At 55.4% G+C, this 24,998-nt stretch carries 25 protein-coding genes; 15 read left to right on the top strand and 10 right to left on the bottom strand.

The window, feature by feature from the left end:
* Positions 1 to 8 precede the first annotated feature (8 nt).
* From queF to ACGK9W_RS04845, 3 genes are read right to left on the bottom strand one after another with little or no spacing between them, the layout of a single operon-like run.
* Complete coding sequence (gene queF / locus ACGK9W_RS04855; protein ID WP_053115002.1) at positions 9 to 827, bottom strand: NADPH-dependent 7-cyano-7-deazaguanine reductase QueF; 819 nt, start codon at positions 825 to 827, stop codon at positions 9 to 11.
* A gap of 14 nt (positions 828 to 841) precedes the next feature.
* Positions 842 to 1,615 carry an ABC transporter permease gene (locus tag ACGK9W_RS04850; RefSeq protein ID WP_014576878.1) on the bottom strand — a complete coding sequence of 258 codons (774 nt, stop codon included), beginning with the start codon at positions 1,613 to 1,615 and terminating at the stop codon, positions 842 to 844.
* A complete protein-coding gene (locus tag ACGK9W_RS04845; protein WP_014576877.1) occupies positions 1,612 to 2,562 on the bottom strand; it encodes an ABC transporter ATP-binding protein in 951 nt (316 codons plus the stop codon). The genes ACGK9W_RS04850 and ACGK9W_RS04845 overlap by 4 nt, the downstream gene beginning before the upstream one ends.
* A 261-nt stretch (positions 2,563 to 2,823) precedes the next feature.
* Between ACGK9W_RS04845 and ACGK9W_RS04840 the strand changes: the two genes are divergently transcribed.
* On the top strand, positions 2,824 to 3,939 hold the full coding sequence (locus tag ACGK9W_RS04840) for an organic solvent ABC transporter permease (RefSeq protein WP_405419314.1): 1,116 nt from the start codon (positions 2,824 to 2,826) through the stop codon (positions 3,937 to 3,939).
* Here the strand turns inward: ACGK9W_RS04840 and ACGK9W_RS04835 are convergent.
* From ACGK9W_RS04835 to ACGK9W_RS04825, 3 genes are all read right to left on the bottom strand, one after another.
* On the bottom strand, positions 3,929 to 5,236 hold the full coding sequence (locus ACGK9W_RS04835; RefSeq protein WP_053114999.1) for an HD-GYP domain-containing protein: 1,308 nt from the start codon (positions 5,234 to 5,236) through the stop codon (positions 3,929 to 3,931). The genes ACGK9W_RS04840 and ACGK9W_RS04835 overlap by 11 nt on opposite strands.
* Positions 5,237 to 5,412: 176 nt before the next feature.
* Positions 5,413 to 5,868 carry a hypothetical protein gene (locus ACGK9W_RS04830; protein WP_273156565.1) on the bottom strand — a complete coding sequence of 152 codons (456 nt, stop codon included), beginning with the start codon at positions 5,866 to 5,868 and terminating at the stop codon, positions 5,413 to 5,415.
* A gap of 211 nt (positions 5,869 to 6,079) precedes the next feature.
* Positions 6,080 to 6,358, bottom strand: coding sequence for a PilZ domain-containing protein (locus tag ACGK9W_RS04825; protein ID WP_008174275.1), 279 nt, complete (start codon positions 6,356 to 6,358; stop codon positions 6,080 to 6,082).
* Between the two features lie 187 nt (positions 6,359 to 6,545).
* Between ACGK9W_RS04825 and ACGK9W_RS04820 the strand changes: the two genes are divergently transcribed.
* Entirely contained in the window at positions 6,546 to 7,562 is a 1,017-nt protein-coding gene (locus ACGK9W_RS04820; protein ID WP_039882044.1) for a Fe(3+) ABC transporter substrate-binding protein, read from the top strand.
* A 155-nt stretch (positions 7,563 to 7,717) separates the two neighbouring features.
* Positions 7,718 to 9,406, top strand: coding sequence for an iron ABC transporter permease (locus tag ACGK9W_RS04815; protein ID WP_008174273.1), 1,689 nt, complete (start codon positions 7,718 to 7,720; stop codon positions 9,404 to 9,406).
* Positions 9,407 to 9,411: 5 nt separating this feature from the next.
* On the opposite strand, the gene ACGK9W_RS04810 is transcribed toward ACGK9W_RS04815, so the two are convergent.
* Together ACGK9W_RS04810 and ACGK9W_RS04805 are read right to left on the bottom strand one after the other, a co-directional pair.
* A complete protein-coding gene (locus tag ACGK9W_RS04810; protein ID WP_008174272.1) occupies positions 9,412 to 9,897 on the bottom strand; it encodes a thioesterase domain-containing protein in 486 nt (161 codons plus the stop codon).
* Between the two features lie 131 nt (positions 9,898 to 10,028).
* Positions 10,029 to 11,696, bottom strand: a complete 1,668-nt coding sequence (locus tag ACGK9W_RS04805) for an AMP-binding protein (protein WP_288367919.1) — start codon at positions 11,694 to 11,696, stop codon at positions 10,029 to 10,031.
* Positions 11,697 to 11,937: 241 nt separating this feature from the next.
* Between ACGK9W_RS04805 and ACGK9W_RS04800 the strand changes: the two genes are divergently transcribed.
* From ACGK9W_RS04800 to ACGK9W_RS04745, 12 genes are all read left to right on the top strand, one after another.
* Entirely contained in the window at positions 11,938 to 12,912 is a 975-nt protein-coding gene (locus ACGK9W_RS04800; protein ID WP_008174270.1) for an ABC transporter substrate-binding protein, read from the top strand.
* A 66-nt stretch (positions 12,913 to 12,978) separates the two neighbouring features.
* The gene (locus ACGK9W_RS04795) at positions 12,979 to 13,881 is read left to right on the top strand and encodes an ABC transporter permease (RefSeq protein WP_008174269.1); all 903 of its coding nucleotides are present in this window, start codon (positions 12,979 to 12,981) and stop codon (positions 13,879 to 13,881) included.
* 9 nt (positions 13,882 to 13,890) lie between these two features.
* Positions 13,891 to 14,685: an ABC transporter ATP-binding protein gene (locus tag ACGK9W_RS04790; RefSeq protein ID WP_092032790.1), complete on the top strand. Its 795-nt coding sequence runs from the start codon at positions 13,891 to 13,893 to the stop codon at positions 14,683 to 14,685.
* A 402-nt stretch (positions 14,686 to 15,087) separates the two neighbouring features.
* Positions 15,088 to 17,226, top strand: coding sequence for an adenosylcobalamin-dependent ribonucleoside-diphosphate reductase (locus ACGK9W_RS04785; protein WP_405419306.1), 2,139 nt, complete (start codon positions 15,088 to 15,090; stop codon positions 17,224 to 17,226).
* 27 nt (positions 17,227 to 17,253) lie between these two features.
* Positions 17,254 to 17,949 (top strand): NrdJb, encoded by a 696-nt coding sequence (locus tag ACGK9W_RS04780; RefSeq protein WP_273045864.1) that lies wholly within the window; start codon positions 17,254 to 17,256, stop codon positions 17,947 to 17,949.
* Positions 17,950 to 18,220: 271 nt separating this feature from the next.
* Positions 18,221 to 18,595 (top strand): hypothetical protein, encoded by a 375-nt coding sequence (locus tag ACGK9W_RS04775; protein ID WP_273045861.1) that lies wholly within the window; start codon positions 18,221 to 18,223, stop codon positions 18,593 to 18,595.
* Positions 18,596 to 18,743: 148 nt separating this feature from the next.
* Positions 18,744 to 19,022, top strand: a complete 279-nt coding sequence (locus tag ACGK9W_RS04770) for a type II toxin-antitoxin system RelE/ParE family toxin (protein WP_405419302.1) — start codon at positions 18,744 to 18,746, stop codon at positions 19,020 to 19,022.
* Positions 19,023 to 19,032: 10 nt separating this feature from the next.
* On the top strand, positions 19,033 to 19,320 hold the full coding sequence (locus ACGK9W_RS04765; RefSeq protein WP_036148342.1) for a HigA family addiction module antitoxin: 288 nt from the start codon (positions 19,033 to 19,035) through the stop codon (positions 19,318 to 19,320).
* Positions 19,321 to 19,493: 173 nt separating this feature from the next.
* Entirely contained in the window at positions 19,494 to 21,362 is a 1,869-nt protein-coding gene (locus tag ACGK9W_RS04760; RefSeq protein WP_405419167.1) for a phospholipase effector Tle1 domain-containing protein, read from the top strand.
* On the top strand, positions 21,352 to 21,969 hold the full coding sequence (locus ACGK9W_RS04755) for a DUF2931 family protein (RefSeq protein ID WP_075267703.1): 618 nt from the start codon (positions 21,352 to 21,354) through the stop codon (positions 21,967 to 21,969). Before ACGK9W_RS04760 ends, ACGK9W_RS04755 begins: the two co-directional genes overlap by 11 nt.
* A 139-nt stretch (positions 21,970 to 22,108) precedes the next feature.
* Positions 22,109 to 23,041 (top strand): hypothetical protein, encoded by a 933-nt coding sequence (locus ACGK9W_RS04750; RefSeq protein WP_141201878.1) that lies wholly within the window; start codon positions 22,109 to 22,111, stop codon positions 23,039 to 23,041.
* A gap of 23 nt (positions 23,042 to 23,064) precedes the next feature.
* A complete protein-coding gene (locus tag ACGK9W_RS04745; RefSeq protein WP_008169492.1) occupies positions 23,065 to 23,556 on the top strand; it encodes an ATP-binding protein in 492 nt (163 codons plus the stop codon).
* Between the two features lie 122 nt (positions 23,557 to 23,678).
* On the opposite strand, the gene ACGK9W_RS04740 is transcribed toward ACGK9W_RS04745, so the two are convergent.
* Both ACGK9W_RS04740 and ACGK9W_RS04735 read right to left on the bottom strand, forming a co-directional pair.
* Positions 23,679 to 24,158 (bottom strand): nucleoside deaminase, encoded by a 480-nt coding sequence (locus tag ACGK9W_RS04740; protein ID WP_008169494.1) that lies wholly within the window; start codon positions 24,156 to 24,158, stop codon positions 23,679 to 23,681.
* Positions 24,151 to 24,957, bottom strand: coding sequence for an FMN-dependent NADH-azoreductase (locus ACGK9W_RS04735; protein ID WP_254775473.1), 807 nt, complete (start codon positions 24,955 to 24,957; stop codon positions 24,151 to 24,153). Before ACGK9W_RS04735 ends, ACGK9W_RS04740 begins: the two co-directional genes overlap by 8 nt.
* Positions 24,958 to 24,998: the final 41 nt, after the last annotated feature.

Genomic DNA, 24,998 nt, shown 5'->3' with positions numbered 1-24,998 from the left:
GAATCCTGCTACTGACGTATCAACCTTGGGCCGGCATCCCCGCCGGTTTCCGTGCTTCGCCACGGATTTATATCCAGCCCGCCCCGCCGTGTATACCGGGCAACCACGGTAAGCGACTCCGGGTTGCACCGCCCCATCAGATCGGTAAACACGGTTTCCACGCAATGCTCGTGGAAATCCTGTTTCTGCCGGAAGCTCACCACGTAACGCAACAAACCGCCCCGATCGATTTTCGGTCCGGTGTAGCTTATGAGGAGTGTCGCCCAGTCAGGCTGACCGGTTACCGGGCAGTTGCTCTTCAGCAGATGGGAGCAGAGCCGTTCTGTCACCACCTCCCCACTCGCTGAAAGCGCCTCAGGCGCGTATTCAAAAACCACTTCGCTGACCGGCTCGTCATCAATGAGCTCGAAGCCCTCCGGCCGGCCAATCGCTTCACCGGATTCGTCGACGCTCAACAGATTCACCTGAACAGCACCGCCGCAGGCGCTGGAAAGATCCTGGGTAATCACCTCCGCGACCTGCTCCCGAGAAGAGTAGACCGCCTGGTTCAACGAGTTCAGGTACAGCTTGAGCGATTTGGACTCAATGATTGCGGGCGAGGCCGCCGGAAAAACAATCTCCGCCCAGGCCACTTCCGGCACGCCGCTTGGACGCAGCCAGGAGATTTCCCAGGCCTGCCACAGATCCTCGCCAAACCAAGGCCAACGGCCATCCTCCAGACCAATGCGGCGGCGATTTTCCTCTCTCGCCACCGGGAAAAGCAGCCCAGGATCGTAGCTGTCCGGGTAGTCGCTTGTCTTGCCAAGCGGAGCGTCGTTAAGTGCCATAGTGGTTCCTGAAATCAGTGGCGAATGCCTTTACCACGCTCCAGCATTCTGAGAGCGATGAATGCCAGTACGGAGATGAAAACCAGAATCATACCAAGAGAAACAAACGGATTAACGTCTGACACGCCCAGAATGCCGTACCGGAAGCCGTTGACCATGTAGAGGATAGGGTTGGCCATGGATACGCCCTGCCAGAACCCCGGCAGTAAATCGATGCTGTAGAACACGCCGCCCAGATACGTCAACGGCGTCAATACGAACGTGGGCACAATGGAGATGTCATCAAACTTGGTCGCCAACATGGCGTTGATAAAGCCACCCAGGGCAAACAGTGCCGAAGTCAGAAATACCGTCAGAACCATCATTGGCAAGTTGTGGATGGACAGGCGGGTAAACGCCAGTGACAACAGCGTGACAATCAGCCCGATGCCAAGGCCTCGCGCCATGCCACCTGTCACATAGCCGGCCAGGATCACCCAGTTCGGCACCGGCGACACCAGAAGCTCCTCGATACTGCGCTGGAACTTCATGGAGAAAAATGAAGACACCACATTGGCGTAGGAACTGGTGATCACCGACATCATGATCAGCCCCGGCACAATGAAAGACATGTAGTCGAAGCCGCCCATCTCCCCAATTCGGGAGCCGATGAGGTTGCCGAAAATAATGAAATACAGGGTCATGGTGACCGCGGGCGGCAACAGGGTTTGCGCCCAGATGCGGGTAAACCGCCGTATCTCCCGGACAACGATGGTACTAAAGGCGGTGAAGAGCGCTTGTGGAGTCATGCTGCACCCTCCACGGTTTGAGTTGACTCCGCAGCATTCTCTTCGACCATGCGAATAAACAGTTCCTCCAGCCGGTTGGCCTTGGTCCTCATGCTGACCACTTTGATGCCCAACCGTTCAAGCTCCACGAACACCTGGTTGAGCCCCTGCCCTTTCTGCACTTCCACCTCGAGAGCACCTTCTCCGTCCAATCGAGTCGGGAAACCATTCAGTTCAGGCGCGGCATCAAGGGTCTTCTCGGTGTCCAGAACAAAGGTTTCCAGGCTCAGTTGCTGCAGCAGGGCCTTTTTGCTGGTGTTTTTCAGAATCTTGCCGTGATCAATAATAGCAATATTGCGGCAAAGGGCTTCCGCTTCCTCCAGATAATGGGTCGTCAGGATAATGGTGGTGCCCTGACGATTCATTTCTTCCAGAAAGGTCCACATGGACCGGCGAAGTTCAATATCTACGCCAGCAGTCGGCTCGTCCAGGATCAACAGTTTGGGCTCATGAACCAGGGCCCGGGCAATCATCAGACGACGCTTCATACCTCCGGAGAGCATGCGTGCCGGGGTGTCCCGCTTCTCCCAGAGTCCGAGCTTTTTCAGATACTTTTCAGCCGACGCCGAGGCCTGTTTAAGAGGAATTCCGTAGTAGCCGGCCTGGGTGGTGACAATGTCGAAGACCTTTTCGAACTGGTTGAAGTTGAACTCCTGCGGCACAACACCAAGGTTCAACTTGGCATCCGAGAGATGGGTGTCGGTGTCATATCCGAACACCCGCACCTTTCCCGCTGTTTTGTTTACCAGGGAGCAAACAATGCCCAGGGTGGTCGATTTGCCGGCCCCATTGGGCCCCAGCAAGGCGAAGAAGTCCCCCTCGGCGACGTGCAGATCAATCCCCTTGAGAGCCTTGAAGCCGTCACCATAGGTTTTGGTGAGGCCCTCAATTTCCAGTGCATTGGTCATAACTCATCCCGATTCGGTGAAAAACGGCAATGAACGGCCCTCGCCGCCAGCCAGAATTTAGATTGCTATTTATTGTGACAAAGTCGCTGATTTCAAGGCCCTTATCGGCCGGAGGCATCCCCGGACCAATAACGGAAACTGCGACAGGAATCCCGATATGAGGCAAATCACGCCCCTATAATGCGGTTACAACAATTTACAAAAGAGGCTGCTGCACCCCGGGTGCAGGCGCGCTGAAACGAAGGGAATGTACGTTCAACCATGAGATCCGTTCACCGCACCCGACTTACGTTCACCCTGCTGGGCACACTTGCTCTCTCCGGCTGTCTGGATGACGGCGGAGGCTCCGGCGACGACAGGAGCACCGGCCGAGTCAATTTCAATGGTTTTAACGGTCTTTCCTATCAGACTGCCAGTCAGTCCGGCACCACGAACACAGCGGGAGAATTCCGCTACTACCCCGGCGAAACCCTCACGTTCAGGGTTGGAGACCTGCCGCTGGTTAGCGATGTACCGGCCAGGCAATACGTAACCCTGCTCGATTTTTTCGAGACCACCCGCACAGGGCTGCAAACGCCAATGGTGGATGATGAGGGTTTGAGCACCCACACGCTGACTGAGCAAAACGTTCTGGAGAATACAACGCTGATGAATCTGTCCCGGTTCCTGATGCTCCTGAACTGGAGCCAGAATGTCGCTGAGGGCGACGGTATCGATATCCGCGACCGGGTTATTACGCAGTTGAACGCGGCCCTTCCGGGCCTGACAGCGCCGATTGATTTCAGTGTCAGCGAATCCGAATTCACGGCCAACAACCCGATGTCCCCCGCCAACCAGCTGCTTGCCGCGATCTGTTTTTACCCCGAGGACGATGAACTCTGTGAAGAGCCGCCAACCCAGGAGGAAATCGACAACGCACCGCCACGACCGGAGAATGATGAAGATCGCGATCCTGACATTGAATACAGTGAAGACCTGCAGGCCAAAAAGGACCGAATCGAAAACGCCGTGCGAACCATGGAAGACATCGATTCGGAGGATGCCCAGACCTATCTCACCCGGGAACTCAAGGCGATCAGTACAACCGTCGCAAACCGATATTTCCTGGATGAAGACGTTGCCAGTCATCCGGCCACTGATACAGCTTTGAAGCAGGTTGCGGTTCGGAAAATCTGGGGCGGACTTTCCCTGGCGGAGCTGGAGGCCATCAGCACACGCCCGCAGGATATCCAGATAAATTCAGCCGACTGGCAGAGCGGAGAGGTTGAGTATTTTGTCGCTGGTCCCTCCGGCGGTGAGTCCGAGCTGCTGCTCAGCTTCCGTCCGGAGGATACCTATCGGTGGGTTCGCAAACAGCTGCGAGTGCTTATCCGCTGATCAGGCGCGAGAGGCTCCAGCGTGATTCCACGCCGGTCACGTCGTAATAGGAAGGATCGAGGCCTTCCGTACCGTGCGGCAGACAATCGCGAACCCGCACGGTTTCTGGCGCTTCCTTGCCTTCGTTATATCTGGCCAGATCAATAATTTTGGCTGTTTTCAACGGCCTTGAGGCAGCATCGGTCATTACCATTACCCGCGGCCACAAACGGCGCTCAGGGGAATGGGAAACCACAATACCGCGCTGACCATCGGTCAGCTCGACCAGACTCCCGGTGGGATAGATACCGATCGCCTGGATGAAATTCTCGACCAGGTCCTCCTGGAACTCGATATTGCGCATCTCATAGAGCAGCGTGACCGCTTTTGCCGGTGTCATCGGCTCGGCATGAGACCGGGGCGCTATCAACGATTCGAAAAATTCCGCGATACCGGCAACCTTGGCCAGCAATGGAATCCGATCGCCGCGGACACCCTCCGGAAAGCCGGAACCGTTATGACGTTCCCGATGCCCCTGAACCACACTCAGCACGGCACGGGAGAGCCCGCCGTTTTCAAGCATCCTGACTCCACGGCCAACGTAACTCCGGTAGGTCAGATACTCCTCTGAGCTTAACTGGCCTTCCCGCGCCAGCAACTCGGCAGGCAGCGTGGTCTTGCCCACCTGGGACAGCAGGCAACCCAGGCCCAAATGGTTCAGCAGCCCCTCGTTCAACCCGAGATGGCGTCCACACACCAGGGCCCAGACAGAGGTATTCAATGCATGCCGGTACAGGTAGCTATCGTGGGCACGGGTGCGACTGAGCCACAATAGAGCGTCTGGCTGGCGAACAACGCTACTCACCATTTTGCTGGTGATCGCAGCGATCGGCCGGAGATCGGGCACGCCATCGGCACGAAGTGTCTCGAAAAGCTGATCCAGCGCGCCTTCCATATCGTCAAGCAGGCGCTTTGAGGTTTTCATTTCCTTCTTGAGACTGGTAACGGTTTCATACGTCACTGGCTCGCGAATACTCAGGGGCGGCAACTGGAGTTGCTCCCGCCCACCCCTGCGCTTGCCTTGCAATGTTCCGAAAGCCGGCTTGCTTCCGCCTTTTACCTCTTTGGATTCCCTTGCTTCCGCCACATCGACCAGAACCCATTTGCAGTGGGATACCAGTGCACGAATGTCATCCTGGGACCGGATATGGAAACCCTGAATCGGAAAGGGGGTCTGATGCCATGGCCTGTCCAGATCAGACACGAACATGCCCACTTCCAGATCATGAACTGCGACTTTTTTCTGTTGGACACCCACGGGCCACCTCACACAACAAACTTTTCGATAGCTACCATTCTGACCGAACCGCCGGAAGACACAATTACAATATCGTATCGCCAGGTAACCCAAACGCGACAAAACGTAACGCTAATGTTCAACAGGAAACAAAATGTAGCAACGTGATGGGAGTCACATATCAACGTCAGAAAGTGTCACTCTGCGTCACATACCGATTCATCAAATTCAGGCAATCGGGACCGCATTGAACCCCGCGGCGCCTTCCGGACATAAACCGTGTACGGAACTGATGATGCTCGCAGATAGTCAAGGTTCAGGGCGTCATCACCCTCACCCTCTGCCAAGACGGCAGGGGTACAGGACACCAGCAACTCCAGTTTCCCTTCTATTTCTGCAATACGGGCATCCGGATCCGCCGGATTGATGGACATGCAGCGGGTTGAGCCGCTTGCCGGCTGCCCCGTCTGCGCCACCAGATCCCGGCCCGCTTCGCCACAGGCACGAATACCCTCGCCGCAGGCACTCGCCTCTTCGTCATCGCGGAGGCGCCAGACACGGTCGCTGCACTGGGTTTCCAGCTTCACGGGCGTGGCTTTATCGCCGGCAAACCACCAACCAGGATACTCCGCGCTTTGCCAGGACAGCCGCACGTGTCTTGGCTCACCGGATGAATTCTCAGCCGGAAACATCGCAAAATGTGAGTAATAGCTCGCACAGCCCGATACGGAAACCAGGACAAGGCTTGCAATAATTGGCTTGTAAGCTCTGGAAAAGACTGAAAAGATCATCTGGCTGTTGCATCCCTGACAGCGGTTGGTTGAACACTGCCATTATCCACGGCAGGGGCATTCAATCCGTCTATCAGTCACCATTTTGATCAAACTGGAGGCCGTACCCGTCGTTGGTTTTGCGCACGACCACCATTTCAAGTATCGGTGCTGGAACAGGTAGCCCCTGCACCTGCACGGTAACTGTGTCGCCGAGGTTTGGCGCAAATGGCTCAGTGTCCACAACGATGAAAACACCGCCGTCGGAGATATCGCGGGTCGAGAATATGAACTCGCCCAGCTCCTCGTGAACCACCTTTACTTTCGCACTCATTGCCGTGCGTATGTGCTCTCTTCGATCGTTCCCATCCATTTGAGGATTCCACTACTTTTTGCATAGTTTTTATAGTCTTCCGAAGCATAACACCATTTTCAGAAAAATATGCCAACGGAGAGATTGACTCTGGAGTCAATGGAAATGAGAATGGTTGGCGTTTTTAAAAACTTGCCGATCCTGGCAAAGGCAAATTAATACCGGAAACACCCGAAAGGATGGGAATATGCGAATGAAACTGGCTGCTACCGCAGCAATCGCCCTCTCTGCCATGCCCATGGCCGCCTCCGCAGATGGCGAGGTCAATATCTACTCATACCGTCAGGCATATCTGCTCGAACCCCTGCTGAACGCTTTTGAACAGGAAACCGGCATCCAGAGCAACGTGGTCTTTGCCAAACAGGGTCTGGCCGAGCGACTGGAGCGCGAGGGTCGCAACAGCCCGGCAGATTTGGTAATGACCGTTGATATTTCCCGCCTCAACGAGCTGGTAGAACGTGATCTCGTTCAGAACGTCGACAACGAGACTCTGGAAGAGAACATTCCGGAAAACCTGCGCCATCCCGAGGGCAAGTGGTTTGCCCTGACCACCCGCGGGCGCCTGATTTTCGTGTCCAAGGACCGCGTGGAAGAAGGTGAGATCACCACCTACGAGCAACTGGCAGACGACAAGTGGAACAACCGTATCTGCACTCGCAGCGGCAAGCACCCATACAACATCGCCCTGTTCTCCTCCATGATCGCACACCATGGTGAAGCCGAAACCGAGAAGTGGCTGGAAGGCCTGAAAGACAATCTGGCCCGCAAACCCCAGGGTGGCGACCGCGACCAGATCAAGGCTATTGCCGAGGGCGTATGCGACGTCTCCATTGGCAACAGCTACTACTATGGCAACATGCTGCAGGATGAGAACCAGCGGCCAATTGCCGAGCAGGTACGGCTTGTATTTCCGAACGCCGAAGGCCGGGGCACTCACGTGAATATCAGTGGTATTTCACTGACCAAGAGCGCGCCGAACCGAGAGAATGCCATCAAACTGATGGAATTCCTGTCTTCACCGAAAGCCCAGCGTATCTACGCCGAGGCAAACACGGAATACCCGGCAAACCCGGAAGTCAAGCCTTCCGGACTGGTTGCCGAGTGGGGTGAGATCAATCCCGACAACCTGTCACTGCAGGAGATTGCAGATAACCGCAACGCCGCAGTCAAACTGGTTGACCGCGTCGATTACGACGGCGAGTAATCGCCAACAGTGAGGGTGGTTTGACCACCCTCACATGCCCTTTGGCGGGCGCTTCCCTCTTCCGGTATGACACCAGTCGTTGCAGGCATCAGGTCAGGTGACTACAATCTGCAGCCTTCAATTGGACAGACTCCACATCCAGGCGCAGGGACACTATGAGCGAGGCCGCAACCAGCGTTAATCCAGGGCTATCCCAGCCCCTGCTGGCTAAGCGTACCTCTCCAAAATGGATGATCAGCGCACTACTGACCACCGCCATCGTCGCCCTTCCGGTTCTCTCCGTTATTTTTCTGGCGTTTTTTCCCGAAGAGAACATCTGGCCACACCTGATCGAAACCACCCTTCCCCGGTACCTGACAACCACGCTCAAACTGATGATTGGGGTGGGCGCCCTTACCCTGGTTATAGGCCTGGCGTCGGCCTGGGCGGTCACCATGTGCGAGTTCCCGGGCCGCAAATTCTTTGAGTGGGCGATGCTGCTACCATTTGCAGTGCCCGCCTACGTTATTGCCTATGTGTACACAAGTCTCCTGGACTACGCTGGCCCCGTTCAGGGTGCCTTGAGAGACCTGTTCGGCTGGAGCAGTGCCGCAGACTACTGGTTCCCGGAAATTCGCAGCCTCGAAGGCGCCACGCTGATGATCGGGCTGGTGTTGTATCCCTACGTTTACCTTCTGGCCCGCGCCGCCTTTCTGGAACAGTCCCCGTCTCTGTTCGCGGTCAGCCGCAGTCTCGGCCACTCCGCGCTGAGCACGTTCTTCAGGGTGGTTCTGCCCATCGCCCGGCCGGCGGTAGCCGTCGGCCTTTCCCTGGTGCTGATGGAAACCCTGAACGATTTTGGCACCGTGGACTTCTTTGCCGTCCAGACCCTGACCGCTGGCCTGTTTGATACCTGGATGAATCTGGGCAACCTCGGTGGGGCCGCTCAAATAGCCACCACAATGCTGATCTTCGTGGTGATCCTGGTTACCCTGGAACGGTATTCCCGAAGACGCCAGCAACAGTTCGCAGCGCGGGACAACCGTGAGCCGATCCAGCGCTTCACCATGTCCTTCCCGCGCCAGATGATTTGCGTAGCGGTTTGCGCTTTGCCGGTTCTGTTCGGTTTCGTGATTCCCGGTGCAACCCTCGGGCTCTATGCGTGGGAATACTTCGGTGAAAGCTGGAACCCGGATTTTGTCCGAAACACCTTCAACAGCCTTTTCCTCTCTGGCACGGCAGCCCTCACTACTCTGCTGATTGGTGTTACGCTCGCCTACAGCCGCCGACTGCACAACACTCGCAAAATGCAGGTACTGATGCGCCTTTCCAGCCTGGGCTATGCCATGCCCGGCGCCGTGCTGGCTGTGGGTGTGATTGTGCCCCTGGCAGGTTTTGACAACTGGCTGGATAGCCTGATGCGGGACGTATTCGGAATCAGCACGGGCCTATTACTGAGTGGCTCGGCCTTCGCCCTGGTGTTTGCCTACACCGTGCGATTCCTTGCCGTTTCGGCCGGTAGCGTGGAGAGTGCGTTGCAGAAGATTACCCCGAGCATGGACATGGCGTCCCGCTCTCTGGGCCACACCCCGGGCAACACCCTGGTCAGGGTTCACTTGCCAATGTTGCGAGGCACATTGGTAACAGCGGCCCTGGTGGTTTTCGTCGATTGCATGAAGGAATTGCCGGCCACCCTGATACTCAGGCCGTTCAACTTCGAGACACTGGCGACCTACGTGTACCAGTTCGCCTCTGACGAGCGCCTGTACCACAGCGCCCTGCCCGCCCTGATTATTGTTCTGGCTGGCATCATTCCGATTATTCTGATGAGCCGCTCAATCTCCAACAGCCGGTCAATTGCCTGACCAGCTCAGAACGTTACCCGGGATTTCACATCCTGAACCACGAACCGCCCCTGGAAAACCGCCACAGGATCCCCCTCAGGCATTGTGTTTGGTTCGCCGCAAAAAACCTCTGCCGTCAGATCCAGCCGTCCCTTGCCATGCCGGGCCAGACTCTTGCGAAAACGTTCCGGTACCTCCTCACCGGGCAGGCGGCAGATCACATAGAAATCGGAAGACACGGGCTCGAGGTAGTCGATATTCCCGCTCTGCACCACCACATTGCCCTTTAAGCCAAGATCCCATAGTGCCAATTCAGTCAGGCCCCAGGCCGCAGTAACCGCCGCAGAGTACACGCTGCCTCCGAACCCCGTACCCTGGTGGTTCTTGTTGGGTTCCAGCGGCGCACTGAGCAGCAGCGAATGGCCATCCCAGGAATGCAATTGAATCCCCAACGCCCGGGAAAGGGGAATTTCGTCCTGGATACGCTTCTGGAAAAGGGACAACTGGCTCATAACATCCTCCTGATATTCATCCAGTTTAGGCCCGCTTTCTCCTTTTCCCTATGCGACTTACGTCGGTTTTCTTCCGGCAAAAAAAGCCCGGCAGAGCCGGGCTATAACATCTTCATTTCGAATCGGGCGTTTTACTGCCAGATAACCGGCTGACGCTGTGCATACCAGTTGTCCACTTGCTCCTGATACGCATCCTCAACCACGTTGCGCTTGAGCTTCATGGTCGGCGTGAGGAAGCTGTTCTCGATCGACCACTCGTCGCTCATTACGGTGATGAACGCCAACTGTTCGTGCGGATCCACGGTCTTGTTCACATCAGCAATCAGCTTCTTGAAGCTTTCTTCGATTTCCTTACGGAAGGCTTCATCCGCCATTTTCGGCCGGGACTCCTCGGCCAGCATCACCAGCGCGTGGGGCTGGGTCTGATTGGCACCGGAGACACACACCATCTCGATGGCATCGTGGGACATCAGACGGTTCTCAATGGGTGCAGGCGCAATATACTTGCCCTTGCTGGTCTTGAAGATTTCCTTGATGCGACCGGTGATCTTGAGCCGGCCCATCTCATCAATTTCACCCTTGTCGCCAGTCTTCAGGAAGCCATCCTCGGTGAAGGTCTCCCGGGTTTTCTCTTCGTCCTTGTAGTAGCCCATCATGGTGGCCGGGCTCTTGATCTGAATCTCTCCCTCCGGGCTGATGCGGGTTTCAACCCCCGGCGCGGACTCACCAACGTAACCGGTTCTTGAGCGCCCTGGCTTGCTCATGTGGGAGTAGGCAAAGTTTTCAGACATGCCATAGCCCTCAAGCAACTCGAGGCCGAGGTTGCGGTACCAGTCCAGAACGTCGCTCGCGAGGGGGGCTGAGCCACTGCCTGCCAGCTTGACCTTGTCCAGACCAAGGCCCTTCAGGATTTTCTTCTTGATCAGTTTGTTGACCACCGGAATCTTCAGCAGCCGGTCCAGCTTCTTCTTCGGCAGCTTCTGGAGCACACCGTGCTGGAATTTCACCCACAGGCGCGGTACCGAGAGGAACAGCGTTGGCTGCGCACGCTGCAAATCCTGCACGAAGGTGTCCAGAGATTCTGCAAAATACAGGTGGAAACCCGCATAGAGCGAGGCCAGCTCAACAAAGGTACGCTCGAACACGTGAGCCAGCGGGAGGTACGACAACATGCGCTCCTCGGAGCTCACACCGAGTACCTCCATGCCGCCCTCTGCCGCATAGGCCATGTTGTAAAAGCTGAGCATGACGCCCTTGGGTTTACCGGTGCTGCCTGAGGTGTAAACGATGGTGGCCAGTTCGTCGGCATCACGCTTAACATTTTCTTCCAGAGGCGGATACTTGGCGACGATATCGTCCCAGGTTTCGAAATCATTGGGAGGGCTCAGCGGGAAGGAGATGCAACGCACGGATTCCGGCACGCCCGGTTTCATCATGTCCCAGTCGTCCAGCTTGCCGACAAACACCACCTCGCACTCGGCGTGGTTCAGGATGTAGTTAACGGTGTCGGCATTCAGGGTGGGATACAGCGGAACGGAAATGTGACCGGCCATCCAGATGGCCCAGTCGGTCATGATCCAGTGGGCGCAGTTCTTGGAGATCAGGCCGATGCGGCTCTTTTCGGGGAGATTCAGCGATTTGAGGTAAGACGCCATGCGCCGCGCCTCATCCACCGCCCGACCCCAGGTGTAGTCGACGGTTTTGCCGTCGCCAATGGGCTGGGTCATGTATACGGAGTTCGCCTTGGCCTTCTCCCAGTGATCAACCATATCCAGGGGAAGCTTGTTTGTTGTGTCCATGGACCTTCCTTGCAGTTCGTTATTCGAGTTATAGATGATTTATTATTAGACTTTCGTAGGGTATTTCAACATAGTATGAGCGGTCAAAACGTGACACAAGCAAAATAATTTCCAACTGCATCTATTGCAACCAAAACGCCGCCACCGGCAACATCCCCTACCCCTTGAACCCCTTGCCTGTGGTAAACTTCCGCCCCTTCAGATTCGCAACATATCAGTTAACCTACCCGGAGATGGGCATATGGCCAAGACAACCCTGCGCACCCTGTTCGGTGCCACCCTGCTGGCGCTGGCAACACTTGTTCAGGCACAGGAACCCCGCGTTGTAGCCATCACACAGATTGTGGAACACCCGGCACTGGACGCCGTCTACCAGGGCATAAAAGATGAACTCGCCGAGCGCGGCTTCAAAGAGGGCGACAACCTCGAAGTGATGCACGAAAGTGCCCAGGGCAACTCTGCCATTGCTTCCCAGATTGCTCGCAAATTCGTTGGTGAGAGTCCCGACGTGATCGTGGCGATTGCAACGCCTTCCGCGCAAACCGTTGCCGCTGCGGCCCGCAATACACCGGTGATTTTCTCCGCTGTGACCGACCCGCTTGGCGCCAAGCTGGTAAGTAATCTGGAGGCGCCTGGCGCCAACATTACCGGCGTAAGCGACATGCTGCCCATCGACAAACACCTGGACATGCTGCAGCGCGTAATGCCCGATGCCAAACGCATTGGCACGGTGTACAACCCGGGCGAAGCCAATGCCGTCTCCCTGGTGGAACTGCTCGAAGAGCGCCTCGCGGCGCGTGGCCTTGAACTGGTAAAAGGTGCTGCCACCAAAACTTCCGAGGTTCTGGGCGCGGCCCGCTCCCTGGTGGGTAAAGCAGACGCCATCTACCTGACCACAGACAATACCGTGATCAGTGCTGCCGAAGCCGTCATCTCTGTTGGTGAGCGCGCCAGCATTCCGGTATTCGCGGCAGACACCGCTACCGTTGAGCGCGGTGCCGTTGCAGCACTCGGGTTTGATTACTACGACCATGGCCGCCAGACCGGCGTGATGGTTGCCCGGGTATTGAATGGCGAGAAACCCGGCGAAATGGCGGTTGAAACCATGGAGAAGCTGGACCTGTTCGTGAACCCGGCCGCCGCAGAGCGCATGGGCATCACCCTGTCAGATGATGTAATCGCAGACGCGAAGAAAGTGATCGACAGCGCCAAGTAATCCCCCTGAACCCAACGGGCGGCCCTCACGAGGGGCTGCCCGTTTTATCATTGGTGATACCCGACCATGCTGAGTAACATCGCTCTTTATGGTGCCATTGAGACCGGACTGATCTACGGCCTGGTCGCCTTCGGCATCTACCTCTCCTTCCGGGTGCTGGATTTCCCGGATCTCACTGTAGATGGCAGCTTTCCCCTCGGTGCTGCCGTTGCCGCCGTACTGATCATTGAAGGCTGGAACCCGTGGTTAGCCACAGGCTGTGCCGTCATGGCCGGCATGGCCGCAGGCGCGGTAACAGCACTGCTGAATGTGAAACTCAACATTCTTAATCTGCTTGCCTCGATCCTGACCATGATTGCGCTCTATTCAGTCAACCTGCGCATCATGGGCCGCCCGAACGTGGCCCTGCTGACCGAAGAAACCGTGCTGACGCCCTGGTACGACCTGGATCTGGCCTACCATCAGGTACCGGTGCTTCTGTTCGTTATTGTGGTCTTTGTTGCCCTTATCCTGCTGTGGCGTTTCATGAAATCCGAAACCGGTCTGGCCATGCGAGCCACTGGCGCCAACGCCAGAATGGCCCGGGCACAGGGCATCGCCACCGGCGCCATGATTGTTCTCGGCGTTGCCGTTTCCAACGGCCTTGTCGGACTTGCCGGTGCGCTCTTTGCCCAGAGCCAGGGTGCAGCCGATGTCACCATGGGCGTAGGGGTGATCGTCATTGGCCTTGCCTCCCTGATTGGCGGTGAAGCCGTGGTGACTCCCTCGACCGTGGTACGCGCGCTCATCGCGTGCGTGGTGGGCGCAATCATCTACCGACTGGCCATTGCCTTCGCTCTGAATGCGGATTTCCTGGGACTGCAGGCCCAGGATCTGAACCTGATTACCGCGGTTCTGGTTACCCTGGCCATCGTTTTGCCCGGCGTACGTTCATCCATTGCCGGCAAACTTTCCCGTAGCAAGGCCTAAGGAGGCGACATGATCAGTGCAACCGATCTCCGGCTTACCTTTGGCAGGGGCACACCGCTGGAAAACCCGGCCCTTCGGGGTATGAGCCTGACCGTTAACCAGGGTGAGTTCGTCACCGTGATAGGCAGCAACGGCGCCGGCAAATCCACCTTTCTGAATGCCCTCGCCGGCGAAGTGCTGGTAGACAGCGGCCAGATCATCGTGGACAACCTGGACGTCACCAAACTGCCGACCCACAAACGGGCCGGCCGTGTTGCCCGGGTATTCCAGGACCCACTGGCCGGTACCTGCGAGGGCCTCAGCATCGAGGAAAACCTCGCCCTGGCCATCAAACGTGGCCAACGCCGCGGCCTCACCAGCGCCGTGAAGAAGCAGTACATGGAAAAATTCAGGGACAGCCTTTCGTCCCTGAATCTGGGCCTGGAAAAACGTCTTGGCGACAAGATGGGCCTGCTCTCCGGGGGTCAGCGCCAGGCCGTGAGCCTGCTGATGGCGAGCCTAACGCCCTCGAGCATCCTGCTGCTGGACGAACACACGGCCGCGCTGGACCCGAAAACCGCTGCATTCGTGCTGGAACTCACCACCAAGATCATCGAAGAGCAGAAGCTCACGGCACTGATGGTAACCCACAGCATGAAGCAGGCACTGGAAGTCGGCAGCCGCACGGTAATGCTGCACCAGGGCCAGGTGGTATTCGATATCGCAGGCAAAGATCGGGAAGGTCTGGAAGTGAAGGATCTGCTCGGGCTGTTTGAAAAGCAGCGTGGGCTGGAAGTGGACGACGACAGCCTGTTGCTGGGCTGATAAAAAAACGGGGCCAGACTGGCCCCCGTTTCCCCTCCGGGCCCGCTTGTTTTTGTCACTTTTCGACCGGAATCGCACAATTCGCTATTGACACCACATCCTCACAAAACCACAACATGTAGTGGTTTTGAACCTTTAGCCCCAAACCGCTGTTTTAGAAAAAATTTCCCGGATTCAAGTCGGTTTTGATTGATTTTCTTTGCCCCGAAGCGTCTATCAATAGTTGCGTTCTTATTCACAGAACACTATATCCTGTTATACTCGTTTCAGATTCAGCCCATATATAGTGGTTAAAAAGAAAACAGGCCCAAGGCCAATCAGACGATTCTCAAGGGGTATGGCGCCGCCGGTATAAGGACTGGCGCCATCAAAAGAAGACATACCGGAAGACAGAGGGTGGAAATGAACGCTAAGGCACAGGCAGTGGTAACGACAATCCCGATGCAGGAAGCCTCGATCGACATCTGGCACAGTAAATATCAGCTGAAGACCAAGACCGGCGAGCCCGTAGACAAGGACATCAACGCAACCTACGAACGTGTTGCCAAAGCCCTTGCCGAGGTGGAAAACAAATCCGTACGCACCCAGCACATGAAGAACTTCATCTGGGCCCTGCAGAACGGCGCCATTCCCGCCGGCCGGATTACCTCCAACGCCGGTGCCGAAGCACACAAGCCGGCAACCTCCACCATTAACTGCACCGTTTCCGGCACCGTTCAGGACTCCATGAACGACATCCTGGAAAAGAACCACGAAGCCGGCCTTACCCTCAAGGCAGGTTGTGGTATCGGTTATGAATTCTCCACCCTGCGCCCGAAAGGCGCGTATGTGGCCGGCGCCGGGGCAACCACCTCCGGCCCGCTGTCGTTCATGGATATCTTCGATCGCATGTGCTTTACCGTGTCCTCTGCCGGTGGCCGCCGTGGCGCCCAGATGGCCACCTTCGATGTGCACCATCCGGACGTGATCGATTTCATCCAGGCCAAGCGTGAAGACGGTCGCCTGCGCCAGTTCAACCTTTCGCTGCTGATCACCGAAGACTTCATCGAAGCCGTACGCAACGGCGACGACTGGCACCTCTCCTTCCCTGTTACCCAGAAGGAAGTGGAAGACGAAAAGCTGGACCTGAGCGACGAGAGCCAGTTCGTATACCGTGATTTCCCCGAACAGAAAGGCTACGTGGTGAACGGGGAAGGCAAGGTTGCCTGCCGCATCTACCGCACCCTGAAAGCCCAGTTCATCTGGGACACCATCATGACCAGCACCTACGACTACGCCGAGCCGGGATTCATCCTGATCGACAAGGTCAACCAGATGAACAACAACTGGTTCTGCGAAGACATCCGCGCCACCAACCCCTGCGGTGAGCAGCCCCTGCCCCCGTACGGCAGTTGCCTGCTGGGCTCGGTGAACCTGACCATGTTCGTGGACTACCCGTTCACCGACAAGGCCAGCTTCAACTACGAGAAGTACCGCAAGGTGGTGGGCATCTTCACCCGCATGCTGGACAACGTGGTAGAGATCAACGGCCTGCCGCTGGCCGAGCAGCGCCACGAAATCACCTACAAGCGCCGCCACGGCATGGGCATCCTGGGCCTGGGTTCCACCCTCGCCATGCTGCGCATGCCCTACGGTTCTGCAGAATCCGTACAGTTCACCGAAGAAGTCGTGCGTGAAATGGCCGTGGAAGGCTGGCGCCAGTCCCTCGCCCTGGCCGAAGAAAAAGGCGTTGCGCCAATCATGGACGACGAGTTCGAAATTACCCCGAAAATGCTCACCAAGTGCCCGCAGCTGTCTGAAGACGGCTACAAACTGGGCGACAAGGTGAAAGGCCGCATCCTGCACGCCAAGTACAGCAAGTACATGCAGCAGATTGCCAACGTGGAACCGAAGCTGGTGGAAGAACTGGCCGACAAAGGTGGCCGCTTTACCCACCACACCTCCATCGCGCCGACCGGCACCATCAGCCTGTCACTGGCCAACAACGCCAGTAACGGCATCGAGCCGAGCTTCTCGCATCACTACGCGCGTAACATCATCCGCGAAGGCCGGAAGACCAAAGAGAAAGTCGACGTATTCTCCTTCGAGCTGCTCGCATATCGTCATATGGTGAACCCGGGCGCCATGCCGTTCTCCGATGACGAGGACAAGAAGCTGCCGGCCTACTTCACCACCTCCGACGATGTAACACCGTCGCAGCACGTGGACATCCAGGCCGCCGCCCAGAAGTGGGTAGATTCCTCGATTTCCAAGACCGCGAACGTTCCGACAGACTTCGCCTACCAGGACTTCAAGGACATTTACCTCTACGCCTACGATAAGGGCCTGAAGGGTTGCACCACTTTCCGCTTCAACCCGGAAGCCTTCCAGGGCGTACTGGTTAAGGAAAAAGACCTCGAGAACACAATGTACGAGTTCACCCTGGACGATGGCAGCAAGGTCACCCTCAAGGGCAACGAGCAGGTAGAGTACGACGGCGAAATCCACAACGCCGCCAACCTGTTTGACGCGCTTAAAGAAGGCACCTACGGCAAGTACTGATCCGGGAACCGACACAGGAAAACGAACATGACAGTTAAAATCAGCAACAAAATCGTCGGCTACCGCGTAAAGAAGGTCGACCCCGAAGCTACCGAACACCAGGCACCGGTGCACGCAGAAACCAAGCCCGTTCAGATGAACGAATACATCGAACGGCCGGACTTCCTGCTGGGCACCACCTACAAGATCAAGCCGCCGGTGGCTGAGCACGCGATGTACATCACCATCAACGACATCCTGCTCAACGAAGGCACCGACCACGAAAGCCGGCAGCCGTACGAAGTGTTCATCAACTCCAAGTCGATGGAACACTTCCAGTGGGTCATCGCCCTCACCCGCGTTATCTCTGCGGTATTCCGCAAGGGTGGCGACGTAACCTTCCTGGTGGAAGAGCTGCGTAGCGTGTACGACCCCAACGGCGGCTACTTCAAGAAAGGCGGCGTGTTCATGCCGTCCCTGGTCGCTGAAATCGGCGCCGTGATTGAGAAGCACCTGAAGGCCATCGGCCTGCTGGAAAGCGAGGAAATGAGCGAAACCACCAAGCGCATCCTCGCTGAAAAGCGCGCCGAGTTCGAAGCCAGCCACAGCACGGCCACGAACGACGAAAAAGCCGACGACTACCCACCCAACGCCACCATGTGCGGCAAGTGCAGCACCAAGGCGGTGATTGTGATGGACGGCTGTGCGACTTGCCTCTCCTGCGGCGATAGCAAGTGCGGTTGAGGTGATTGACTGCAATGAGTGACGGAAGGCCTGGAGTGAAAGCTTCGGGCCTTTTTATTTGGTGGGCTGGAAAAGTGATCGGTTTGATCGAAAAGTCGGTGATACCAGGAAACCGGTCGTGGTGATCGTTTTTATCGAAGCTCTGAGAAAGGTTTGGACTTCAGGGCATTGAATCTGAAGCACTTTTGGTTAGAGTCGGAAGTGGTCAGAGCGGATATTTGGTCGGGGAATATGATCATCGCGACCACTATACAAATGTTAGGCAATCGTCATGATGAAATGGATCCCTGTTCTTTTGCTCTCTACTCCTGCCATTGCAGTAGCAGAGACTGAGCTGGAGTTTCACCTGTGCTCACCCTATGTGCAGAAATCAGCAGTAGGGGAACAGACAGATCTTGGTGGCTGGCCTGTTTTCGTCAAGTTGACAGAAATTGGTGCCGCGAGTTTTGAGACGTTCACGGCAGCAAACAGCGGTAGAATGAGTCGCATTGTTGTCGATGGTCGCGAGTTTTTGAGGGCGACAATGTGGGCGCCAATTTCTGGTGGAAGCTTAAAGGGGACATTCAGTTCCCAGGAAGTTGCAACGGCATGGCAGCGAGCTCTGGCCGACAAATTACCAGCATCTCCATGCGGTGCGAGGAACTGAAAAATGCCTAACCAAGTGTGCCAGTTCGTTCCGGGCCTGGCGGCCCTCCACCGGACAGCCTTGTCGCCGCTTCGCTCTGCCAAGGCTGCCGCTGAACAACGGCGTTATATGTTTTGACACCTGATACGTTGCAGGGTACATTCAAGGAATGATTCGAAGCTTCAAACACAAGGGCTTGGCAAAATTCTTCAAGTCCGGCAGCACTGCAGGGATTCAGGCCGCTCATGAAAAGAGGCTTCGGCTCATTCTCGGTAGATTGAATTCAGCATCGAATGCCAAAGATATGGACTTACCCGGTCTTCGCTTGCACGAGCTCTCTGGCAATCGTGCCGGAATCTGGTCAGTGACCGTCAGCGGTAACTGGCGAGTGACCTTTCGATTCGAAGACGGAGATGCCGAGATTGTGAACTACGAAGATTATCACTGAGGTACCGCCAATGTTAATGCACAACCCTCCACACCCGGGTGAAGTGCTGCGAGAGCTTTGTCTTGAGCCCCTTGGCCTTTCTGTCACAGCAGCAGCAGAGGCATTGGGCGTTAGCCGCAAAACGCTGAGTGCCGTGTTGAATGGCAAGGCCGGCATCAGTCCAGAAATGGCGATCCGGCTCTCTATCGCTTTCGATACCTCGGCAGAAAGCTGGCTAAATCAGCAGTCCCAATATGAACTTTGGCATGCTGAACAACACCGCAAAGAGCTCAACGTGAAGAAGCTTGTTGCAGCCTGAAGCAGCACATAACCAGGCCATGCACCGGATGCCAAAACCTCCGCTTCGCTGCGGTTCTGTCACCGGTGATGTCGGGCGTTATGTGGTGCCAACCATGCTAAAATTGCCGGTTTTGAACAATGTTTAATCACGGATAGCCAGGACGCTACTTATCACAGAAAGGAACTCTCACCATGAGCAATCTGATTGCCGCCTGCGTCGGCGATATGCACGTTTGCCCGATCAAAGGGCACGGCTCTTCCCCCATCATGCCAAACGGCTCCAGCATCCTTGTTGAAGGTAAACCTATCGCTCGCGTTGGTGATGTCACCGGCTGTGGTGCGGTTATTACTCAAGGCTACCCGTTGGCGTTAGCCGATGGTATGCCGGTGGCATACCTTGGCAGCCCCACCAGTCATGGTGGTTCCATTGTCAGCGGTAATCCACGAGTGATTTTGGGTGTCGCCACGAATACGGCACCGGTTGTGGACTTCGCCATGGCTGGTGCGCTGGATGACAAAGGCCAGCTTACCCCTGCCGCCAAAGAGTTGCTGGACAAAGATCCGCAGGAGTTTGTGCGCAAAGCTGCGCAGAAAGGCGCGTTGATTGACGAAGGTGTTTCTGACGAATCGCCAGAGGATTCGCCCGAAGAAGAGAACCGTCCTAAGGTCCGGGTGGAGGCTGGCATCTTTTTCGATGGCACCGGCAACAACCGCGATAACACACAGACGTACCAGCGACAGATGGACGATTGTCTTACGGCCAATGCGGCTGGGGCCATCTCCGAGGACGAGTGCAGTGCCGAACTGTCGCAGGTGATGGAAGGCAGTTACCTCAGTGCGGAAACCAATGTCTCCAAGCTGGAGCGAATGTATCAGCAGGGTCAATTCCAGAGTGAGGAATGGAAGGAAGCTCACCGCATCTCGACCTACGTTTCCGGTGTTGGCACCAAGTCCGGCGAATCGGATGATGGTCCCAGCATGGGGCTTGGACTTGGTGAGCAAGGCATACTCAAGAAAATTGACCAAGGCAGCGAGGCGCTGGCGGCTGATATCATCCGTTTTGTGAGTGACCCCATCGACGAACTCGTGCTTGACGTTTTCGGCTTCAGCCGTGGCGCGGCTACGGCCCGCCATTTCATCAGCCGGGAAGTTCAGGATGAAGGCGGTGCGCTGGCCGCCGCGTTTAAACAGCAGGGCATACCCTGGGCGAAGAAGATCACCGTTCGCTTTGTAGGTCTTTTCGATACCGTTGCGGGGATTGCCGATCTCGGCAATTTGGACTTCTCTGCACACGATGCAGAAACCGGACGCATCAACGTCAACCTGCGGCCGGAGGATGCTGAACGGGTGGTTCAGTTTGCCGCGCGGGATGAGCGCCGGCACAACTTCTCACTGAACAGCCTGCGAGGTGAATCCGGCGATTTGCCGGAGCACTTCAGCGAATGGGTGCTTCCGGGTGTTCACTCTGATATTGGCGGCGGTTACCCGGATCGCTTTCGAGAACGGGTTGAAGTTCGTCCGCCCTTGGTTGTCAAAGGAAAGGATCGCCGCAATCCCGAAGCCAGTTTTGAATTCTCCCGCATGTTGCAGGAACGTGCGCTGATCAAACACGAGGGTTGGATCGGGCCACTGAACCCACTCGCCACACTTGAAATTGAACAGGAACGCCCACCCGGTTTGCGTGGTGGCGACATTACGCTTCGCCTTTGGCTGGACCGCGAGGTTCTTAGTGAGTACTCCCGTATTCCGCTGTATCTGATGCACAAATTGGCGGTGGATGCTGGTGTGCCATTCGATCCTATACCTACGGAAAGCCCTCAGCTGGTTTTGCCGCCGGAACTAATGACTATCGCCAGAAATCTCGCGGCCCACGTCTGGCATGGCAGCCCGCTATTGATGACTCCGGAATCTAACGCGCTACTGAAACAGCGATATATTCATCATTCCGATCACTATCTGCAGCTTGGCCCGTTGTACCCTTTCAAGCCCGGCAAGTATGGCCGTCGAACTGTCCATCCGAATAAAGGGCAATGGAGTGAGGGGCAATACCATGAGTGTTAAAACGCTTGCCATTAGCTTCTGTGTTCTGGTGCTACTGGGGTGTTCGGATCAGAGCAAATCGGAAGGACCAGCGTATGGCCCAGACCCTACTTACCGAAGTATCTCCGTTGTCGTACCTCAGCACTACGATGCGTGGGTTGAGACCTTTATCCTGGAATCGGTATCGGGGGAAATCGGTTGGCGGGCACCTATCGGGATAATCACCTGCTGTTGGAAACATCCGTCGGGCAAAAACGCGGAGTGGCAGGCAATGCCGGGGCTTGTGCTCATCAAGTGGTTCTCGTTTGCTGAGCAGCAATCTTACCGGGCGTTGATCCAGCTTGAGAATGCCCGCGAGATTGAGGAGAAAATGAAAGAAATCGCTCCGATTGAACGCTACGGTAAAACCTTTGACATGCCTCTCAACGACCTGACGTTTGGTCTGGCGCCGGGCGGCACGGTGGTTGTCTGGATCATGAACGGCGCGGAAAATGCGATTGAGGTGGGGCGTTACGAGGCCTCAGAAATAGAAACACACCCAGAGCATTACCGTGAAATCACTGAACGCTATAATCGTGACAGTCGAGATTATATTGAGAAGCACGGTATACCGATTGATGGCTGGTAATTGTCCGTCATCGGTTGAGGTTGGGAGTAAGTCACCACATAACCAAGCGCGTCAACGGGACCGCTTTGTTCCGCTGCCGCTCCACAAATCGGGCCGTTACGCCAGCGTTATCTGCATTAGGTGTTCTATGGAGATCAGTTTGGACGAGAAAGTAAAGCGGTGGGTAGAGAAAGAAGGGTACCCATTAGAATTTTCAACTGCCCACAAGTTTAAGAAAAGAAGGTTCTCCGTTGAGCAGAGTTATTTTGCAAAAGATGAAAATGGCAAAGCCCGAGAGGTTGATGTTCTAGCAACTGCCAATGTTCCAATCGGCCGCTCTTTTCTCCGAATTAAGCATGTAGTTGAATGCAAATGGAGTAAAGACAAACCTTGGGTGTTATTTAAAGACGAAAAACGTTTTGCCACTTCCGCTTTGGCAGCTCAGCTTATCTCTTCATCGGCTGGCCAAGCGATAGCTTGGGCCGCCGCTGGCAATGAGGAATTTAAAGAGCTGGGCATGTTTAAGGGGGAGGGATTTTCTTTTTCAGGGCGACAAGCCTTTTCAAAAGGTAATGACCTTTTTTACCAAGCTGTTCAGGGGGTTGTATCCAACTGCCTAAATATTACTAGGTTTTATGACGAGTACGAATTTGCGCCAGAAGATCATATGCTGGCAGTCATCACTCTTCCATTAATTGTGATTGAGGGAGGTCTTCACGAAGCTACATATGCTCCTGAAAGCGACGAATTACAACTGAATAGTATTAATCATGCTCGATTGCGCTGGAAAGGAAATGAAAGGCGGCAATTGAATACGGTAATTGACGTAGTAACATCAGATTACCTTGATACTTTCCTTGATACTTTCCTTGATACCCGTGAAAAAGAGTTAGAGGTTCTCGTTAGTTGCTTCGGAGAAGCCTTACAGCAACTGATTAAGTGTTTCCAAGAAAAAACTGAGAAATATTTAGTAGTTAGAGAAGGTGCTAGGGGTATTTCTGGTAGGCCAAACTTATTACGGAAGCTTAGCAAGCTATCAACACCTAACAAAAAGCTGCAAACGGACGCATCTGACGATGCGCCGTTCAGCTAGGCGTTATACCCAAGGATTAAGCAATGAGTTCGTACGGAACGTTGATCTTCTTCTGTGGGAAGATGGGAGCCGGCAAAAGCACCCTGTCTGGCAAAATCGCTCGTGAGCGGGGAGCCGTGCTTATTTCAGAGGATGAATGGCTGGCCGCTCTGTTCCCCGGCGAGATCAATGATTTCAATGATTACATTCGTTACTCATCTCGGCTCAAGCCAGTGCTGAAATCACACGTCGAGCAAGTGCTCTTGGCTGGCACCTCTGTGGTCCTGGACTTTCCTGGCAACACCCGCAAGCAAAGAGCCTGGTTCAAGGATATCTACTCGCAACACGGCATACCTCATGAGCTGTACTATTTGTCGGTAGACGATGAAGTTTGTTTAAAACAGCTGAAACAGCGACAGAAAGAACAACCTGAACGAGCACAGTTCGACACGGAGGAGGTCTTTAGAATGGTGACGGGTTACTTTGAACCGCCTGAAGAGTCGGAGGCATTCAACCTCCAGATTGTTACGGGCTAGTCCGCATAACGAGTGACTGCTGCAGGATCCAACTGCGTCGGCGCTCCGTTTCTATCCAGACAGACCTGGAAATGCCAGCGTGGCGGCTCTGGTTTGAGCCGCCACGCCATTACCCGCTCCTCTCAATCAATCAGACCCATTTTGGCCATCTGGAATGGGAGGAACTTCCTTTCGTTAACCAAAGTCACAACATCGAGCTCATTAATGAGGCTGGGGTTCAAATACCTGTAAGTCCACCGATAATCGAACCCGTTTTCTGCCGCCTCATAGCGATCCAACAAGATACGGACATGCCCAATGCCGGCCATACGGATCGCCATGTAACAGAGAGCGCAAGGCTCTCCTGAAGCAATCAACGTCGCCCCTTTCAAAGAGACGCTATTTTCATTCCGTGAAGCGTCCCTTATCGCCTGTATTTCTGCGTGTGCGGTACAATCCAGATGGTCGGCAACCTGATTTACCCCCTTGCCGACAACGTCTCCATCTTGATTGACGATCACAGCGGAAAACGGCAAACCACCGGCTTTTACATTGCTAATAGCCAGATCAATGGCGCTTTCGCCACAGGTTGCCAGACGCTCTTCATCAATTCGGTCACGCATCGGTGACCTCATTTCTTGACGATAACGCCGGGGCTGAAAGGCTCAGCTCTGAAGCAAGGCTCTCGGCTCGAGCTTTGGCGTTGGCGACTGACACGCGGTGCCGCTCGTCGCCAAATTCCTGATATTCAGCGGTGACTTCGTAAATGGTGTCCACCCCGAGGTATTTGCTCAACGTTCTGAGGTGCGGCACCAGGTGGCCAGACTCTTCTCTTATTCCGCCTTTTTCAAAGCCAAACTCTCCGCTGGAGGTCACGATGATCAATGTCTTACCGGAGAGCAGAGGCTGCAGCGGGAAGTCCCCTCGTTCGAGATCGAAATCAAACGTTTTGCCGATACGTACGATCTGATCGAACCAGGCTTTTAGCTGAGCCGGCATACCGTAGTTGTACATGGGTGAGGAGATCACAATAACGTCGGCTGCTGAGACCTCAGCGATAAGTGTATCAGAGAGTGCCAGTGTCTCCTGCTGCGCCGGGGTCCTATCTTGCTCCGGGGTAAACACCGCGCCAATCCAATCCTGAGTGATGAAAGCGGGTGGGTTCACGCCAACATCACGATAGATATATTCATCCTCAGGCCGGTTCTGTTTCCAGGTATCAATGAATCGGCGGGCGACATTTTTCGAGATGGAATCGTGATCCGGGTTCGGGTTTGTCGCGGCTCTGACGCTTGAATCAATGTGTAATAGTGTGCTCATATTCATTTCCTTGGCTGATTGATGACAGGAGCTAGTTTGTGGCGCTGGATGGACTTGCACAAACGGAAAAATTACACTTGCAGATGAATTAAACTCATCCAAACGTTCATGAACTCGTGATTGACCTGGAGATTCACATTGCA

It is taken from the genome of Marinobacter flavimaris (assembly GCF_045057155.1).
GTDB classification, from domain to species: domain Bacteria; phylum Pseudomonadota; class Gammaproteobacteria; order Pseudomonadales; family Oleiphilaceae; genus Marinobacter; species Marinobacter manganoxydans.
The sequence above is the reverse complement of the archived record's forward strand: the minus strand, read 5'-3'. Positions and strand labels throughout refer to the sequence as shown.

Excerpts from the sequence above, each read along its gene's own strand:
- ACGK9W_RS04790 (WP_092032790.1), top strand. The coding sequence starts at position 13,891 with ATGATCAGTGCAACCGATCTCCGGCTTACCTTTGGCAGGGGCACACCG.
- ACGK9W_RS04820 (WP_039882044.1), top strand. The coding sequence starts at position 6,546 with ATGCGAATGAAACTGGCTGCTACCGCAGCAATCGCCCTCTCTGCCATG.
- ACGK9W_RS04740 (WP_008169494.1), bottom strand. The coding sequence starts at position 24,158 with ATGCGTGACCGAATTGATGAAGAGCGTCTGGCAACCTGTGGCGAAAGC.
- ACGK9W_RS04795 (WP_008174269.1), top strand. The coding sequence starts at position 12,979 with ATGCTGAGTAACATCGCTCTTTATGGTGCCATTGAGACCGGACTGATC.
- queF (WP_053115002.1), bottom strand. The coding sequence starts at position 827 with ATGGCACTTAACGACGCTCCGCTTGGCAAGACAAGCGACTACCCGGAC.
- ACGK9W_RS04770 (WP_405419302.1), top strand. The coding sequence starts at position 18,744 with ATGATTCGAAGCTTCAAACACAAGGGCTTGGCAAAATTCTTCAAGTCC.
- ACGK9W_RS04775 (WP_273045861.1), top strand. The coding sequence starts at position 18,221 with ATGATGAAATGGATCCCTGTTCTTTTGCTCTCTACTCCTGCCATTGCA.
- ACGK9W_RS04765 (WP_036148342.1), top strand. The coding sequence starts at position 19,033 with ATGTTAATGCACAACCCTCCACACCCGGGTGAAGTGCTGCGAGAGCTT.
- ACGK9W_RS04850 (WP_014576878.1), bottom strand. The coding sequence starts at position 1,615 with ATGACTCCACAAGCGCTCTTCACCGCCTTTAGTACCATCGTTGTCCGG.
- ACGK9W_RS04815 (WP_008174273.1), top strand. The coding sequence starts at position 7,718 with ATGAGCGAGGCCGCAACCAGCGTTAATCCAGGGCTATCCCAGCCCCTG.
- ACGK9W_RS04825 (WP_008174275.1), bottom strand. The coding sequence starts at position 6,358 with ATGGATGGGAACGATCGAAGAGAGCACATACGCACGGCAATGAGTGCG.
- ACGK9W_RS04780 (WP_273045864.1), top strand. The coding sequence starts at position 17,254 with ATGACAGTTAAAATCAGCAACAAAATCGTCGGCTACCGCGTAAAGAAG.
- ACGK9W_RS04845 (WP_014576877.1), bottom strand. The coding sequence starts at position 2,562 with ATGACCAATGCACTGGAAATTGAGGGCCTCACCAAAACCTATGGTGAC.
- ACGK9W_RS04760 (WP_405419167.1), top strand. The coding sequence starts at position 19,494 with ATGAGCAATCTGATTGCCGCCTGCGTCGGCGATATGCACGTTTGCCCG.
- ACGK9W_RS04810 (WP_008174272.1), bottom strand. The coding sequence starts at position 9,897 with ATGAGCCAGTTGTCCCTTTTCCAGAAGCGTATCCAGGACGAAATTCCC.
- ACGK9W_RS04745 (WP_008169492.1), top strand. The coding sequence starts at position 23,065 with ATGAGTTCGTACGGAACGTTGATCTTCTTCTGTGGGAAGATGGGAGCC.
- ACGK9W_RS04800 (WP_008174270.1), top strand. The coding sequence starts at position 11,938 with ATGGCCAAGACAACCCTGCGCACCCTGTTCGGTGCCACCCTGCTGGCG.
- ACGK9W_RS04840 (WP_405419314.1), top strand. The coding sequence starts at position 2,824 with ATGAGATCCGTTCACCGCACCCGACTTACGTTCACCCTGCTGGGCACA.
- ACGK9W_RS04805 (WP_288367919.1), bottom strand. The coding sequence starts at position 11,696 with ATGGACACAACAAACAAGCTTCCCCTGGATATGGTTGATCACTGGGAG.
- ACGK9W_RS04755 (WP_075267703.1), top strand. The coding sequence starts at position 21,352 with ATGAGTGTTAAAACGCTTGCCATTAGCTTCTGTGTTCTGGTGCTACTG.
- ACGK9W_RS04785 (WP_405419306.1), top strand. The coding sequence starts at position 15,088 with ATGAACGCTAAGGCACAGGCAGTGGTAACGACAATCCCGATGCAGGAA.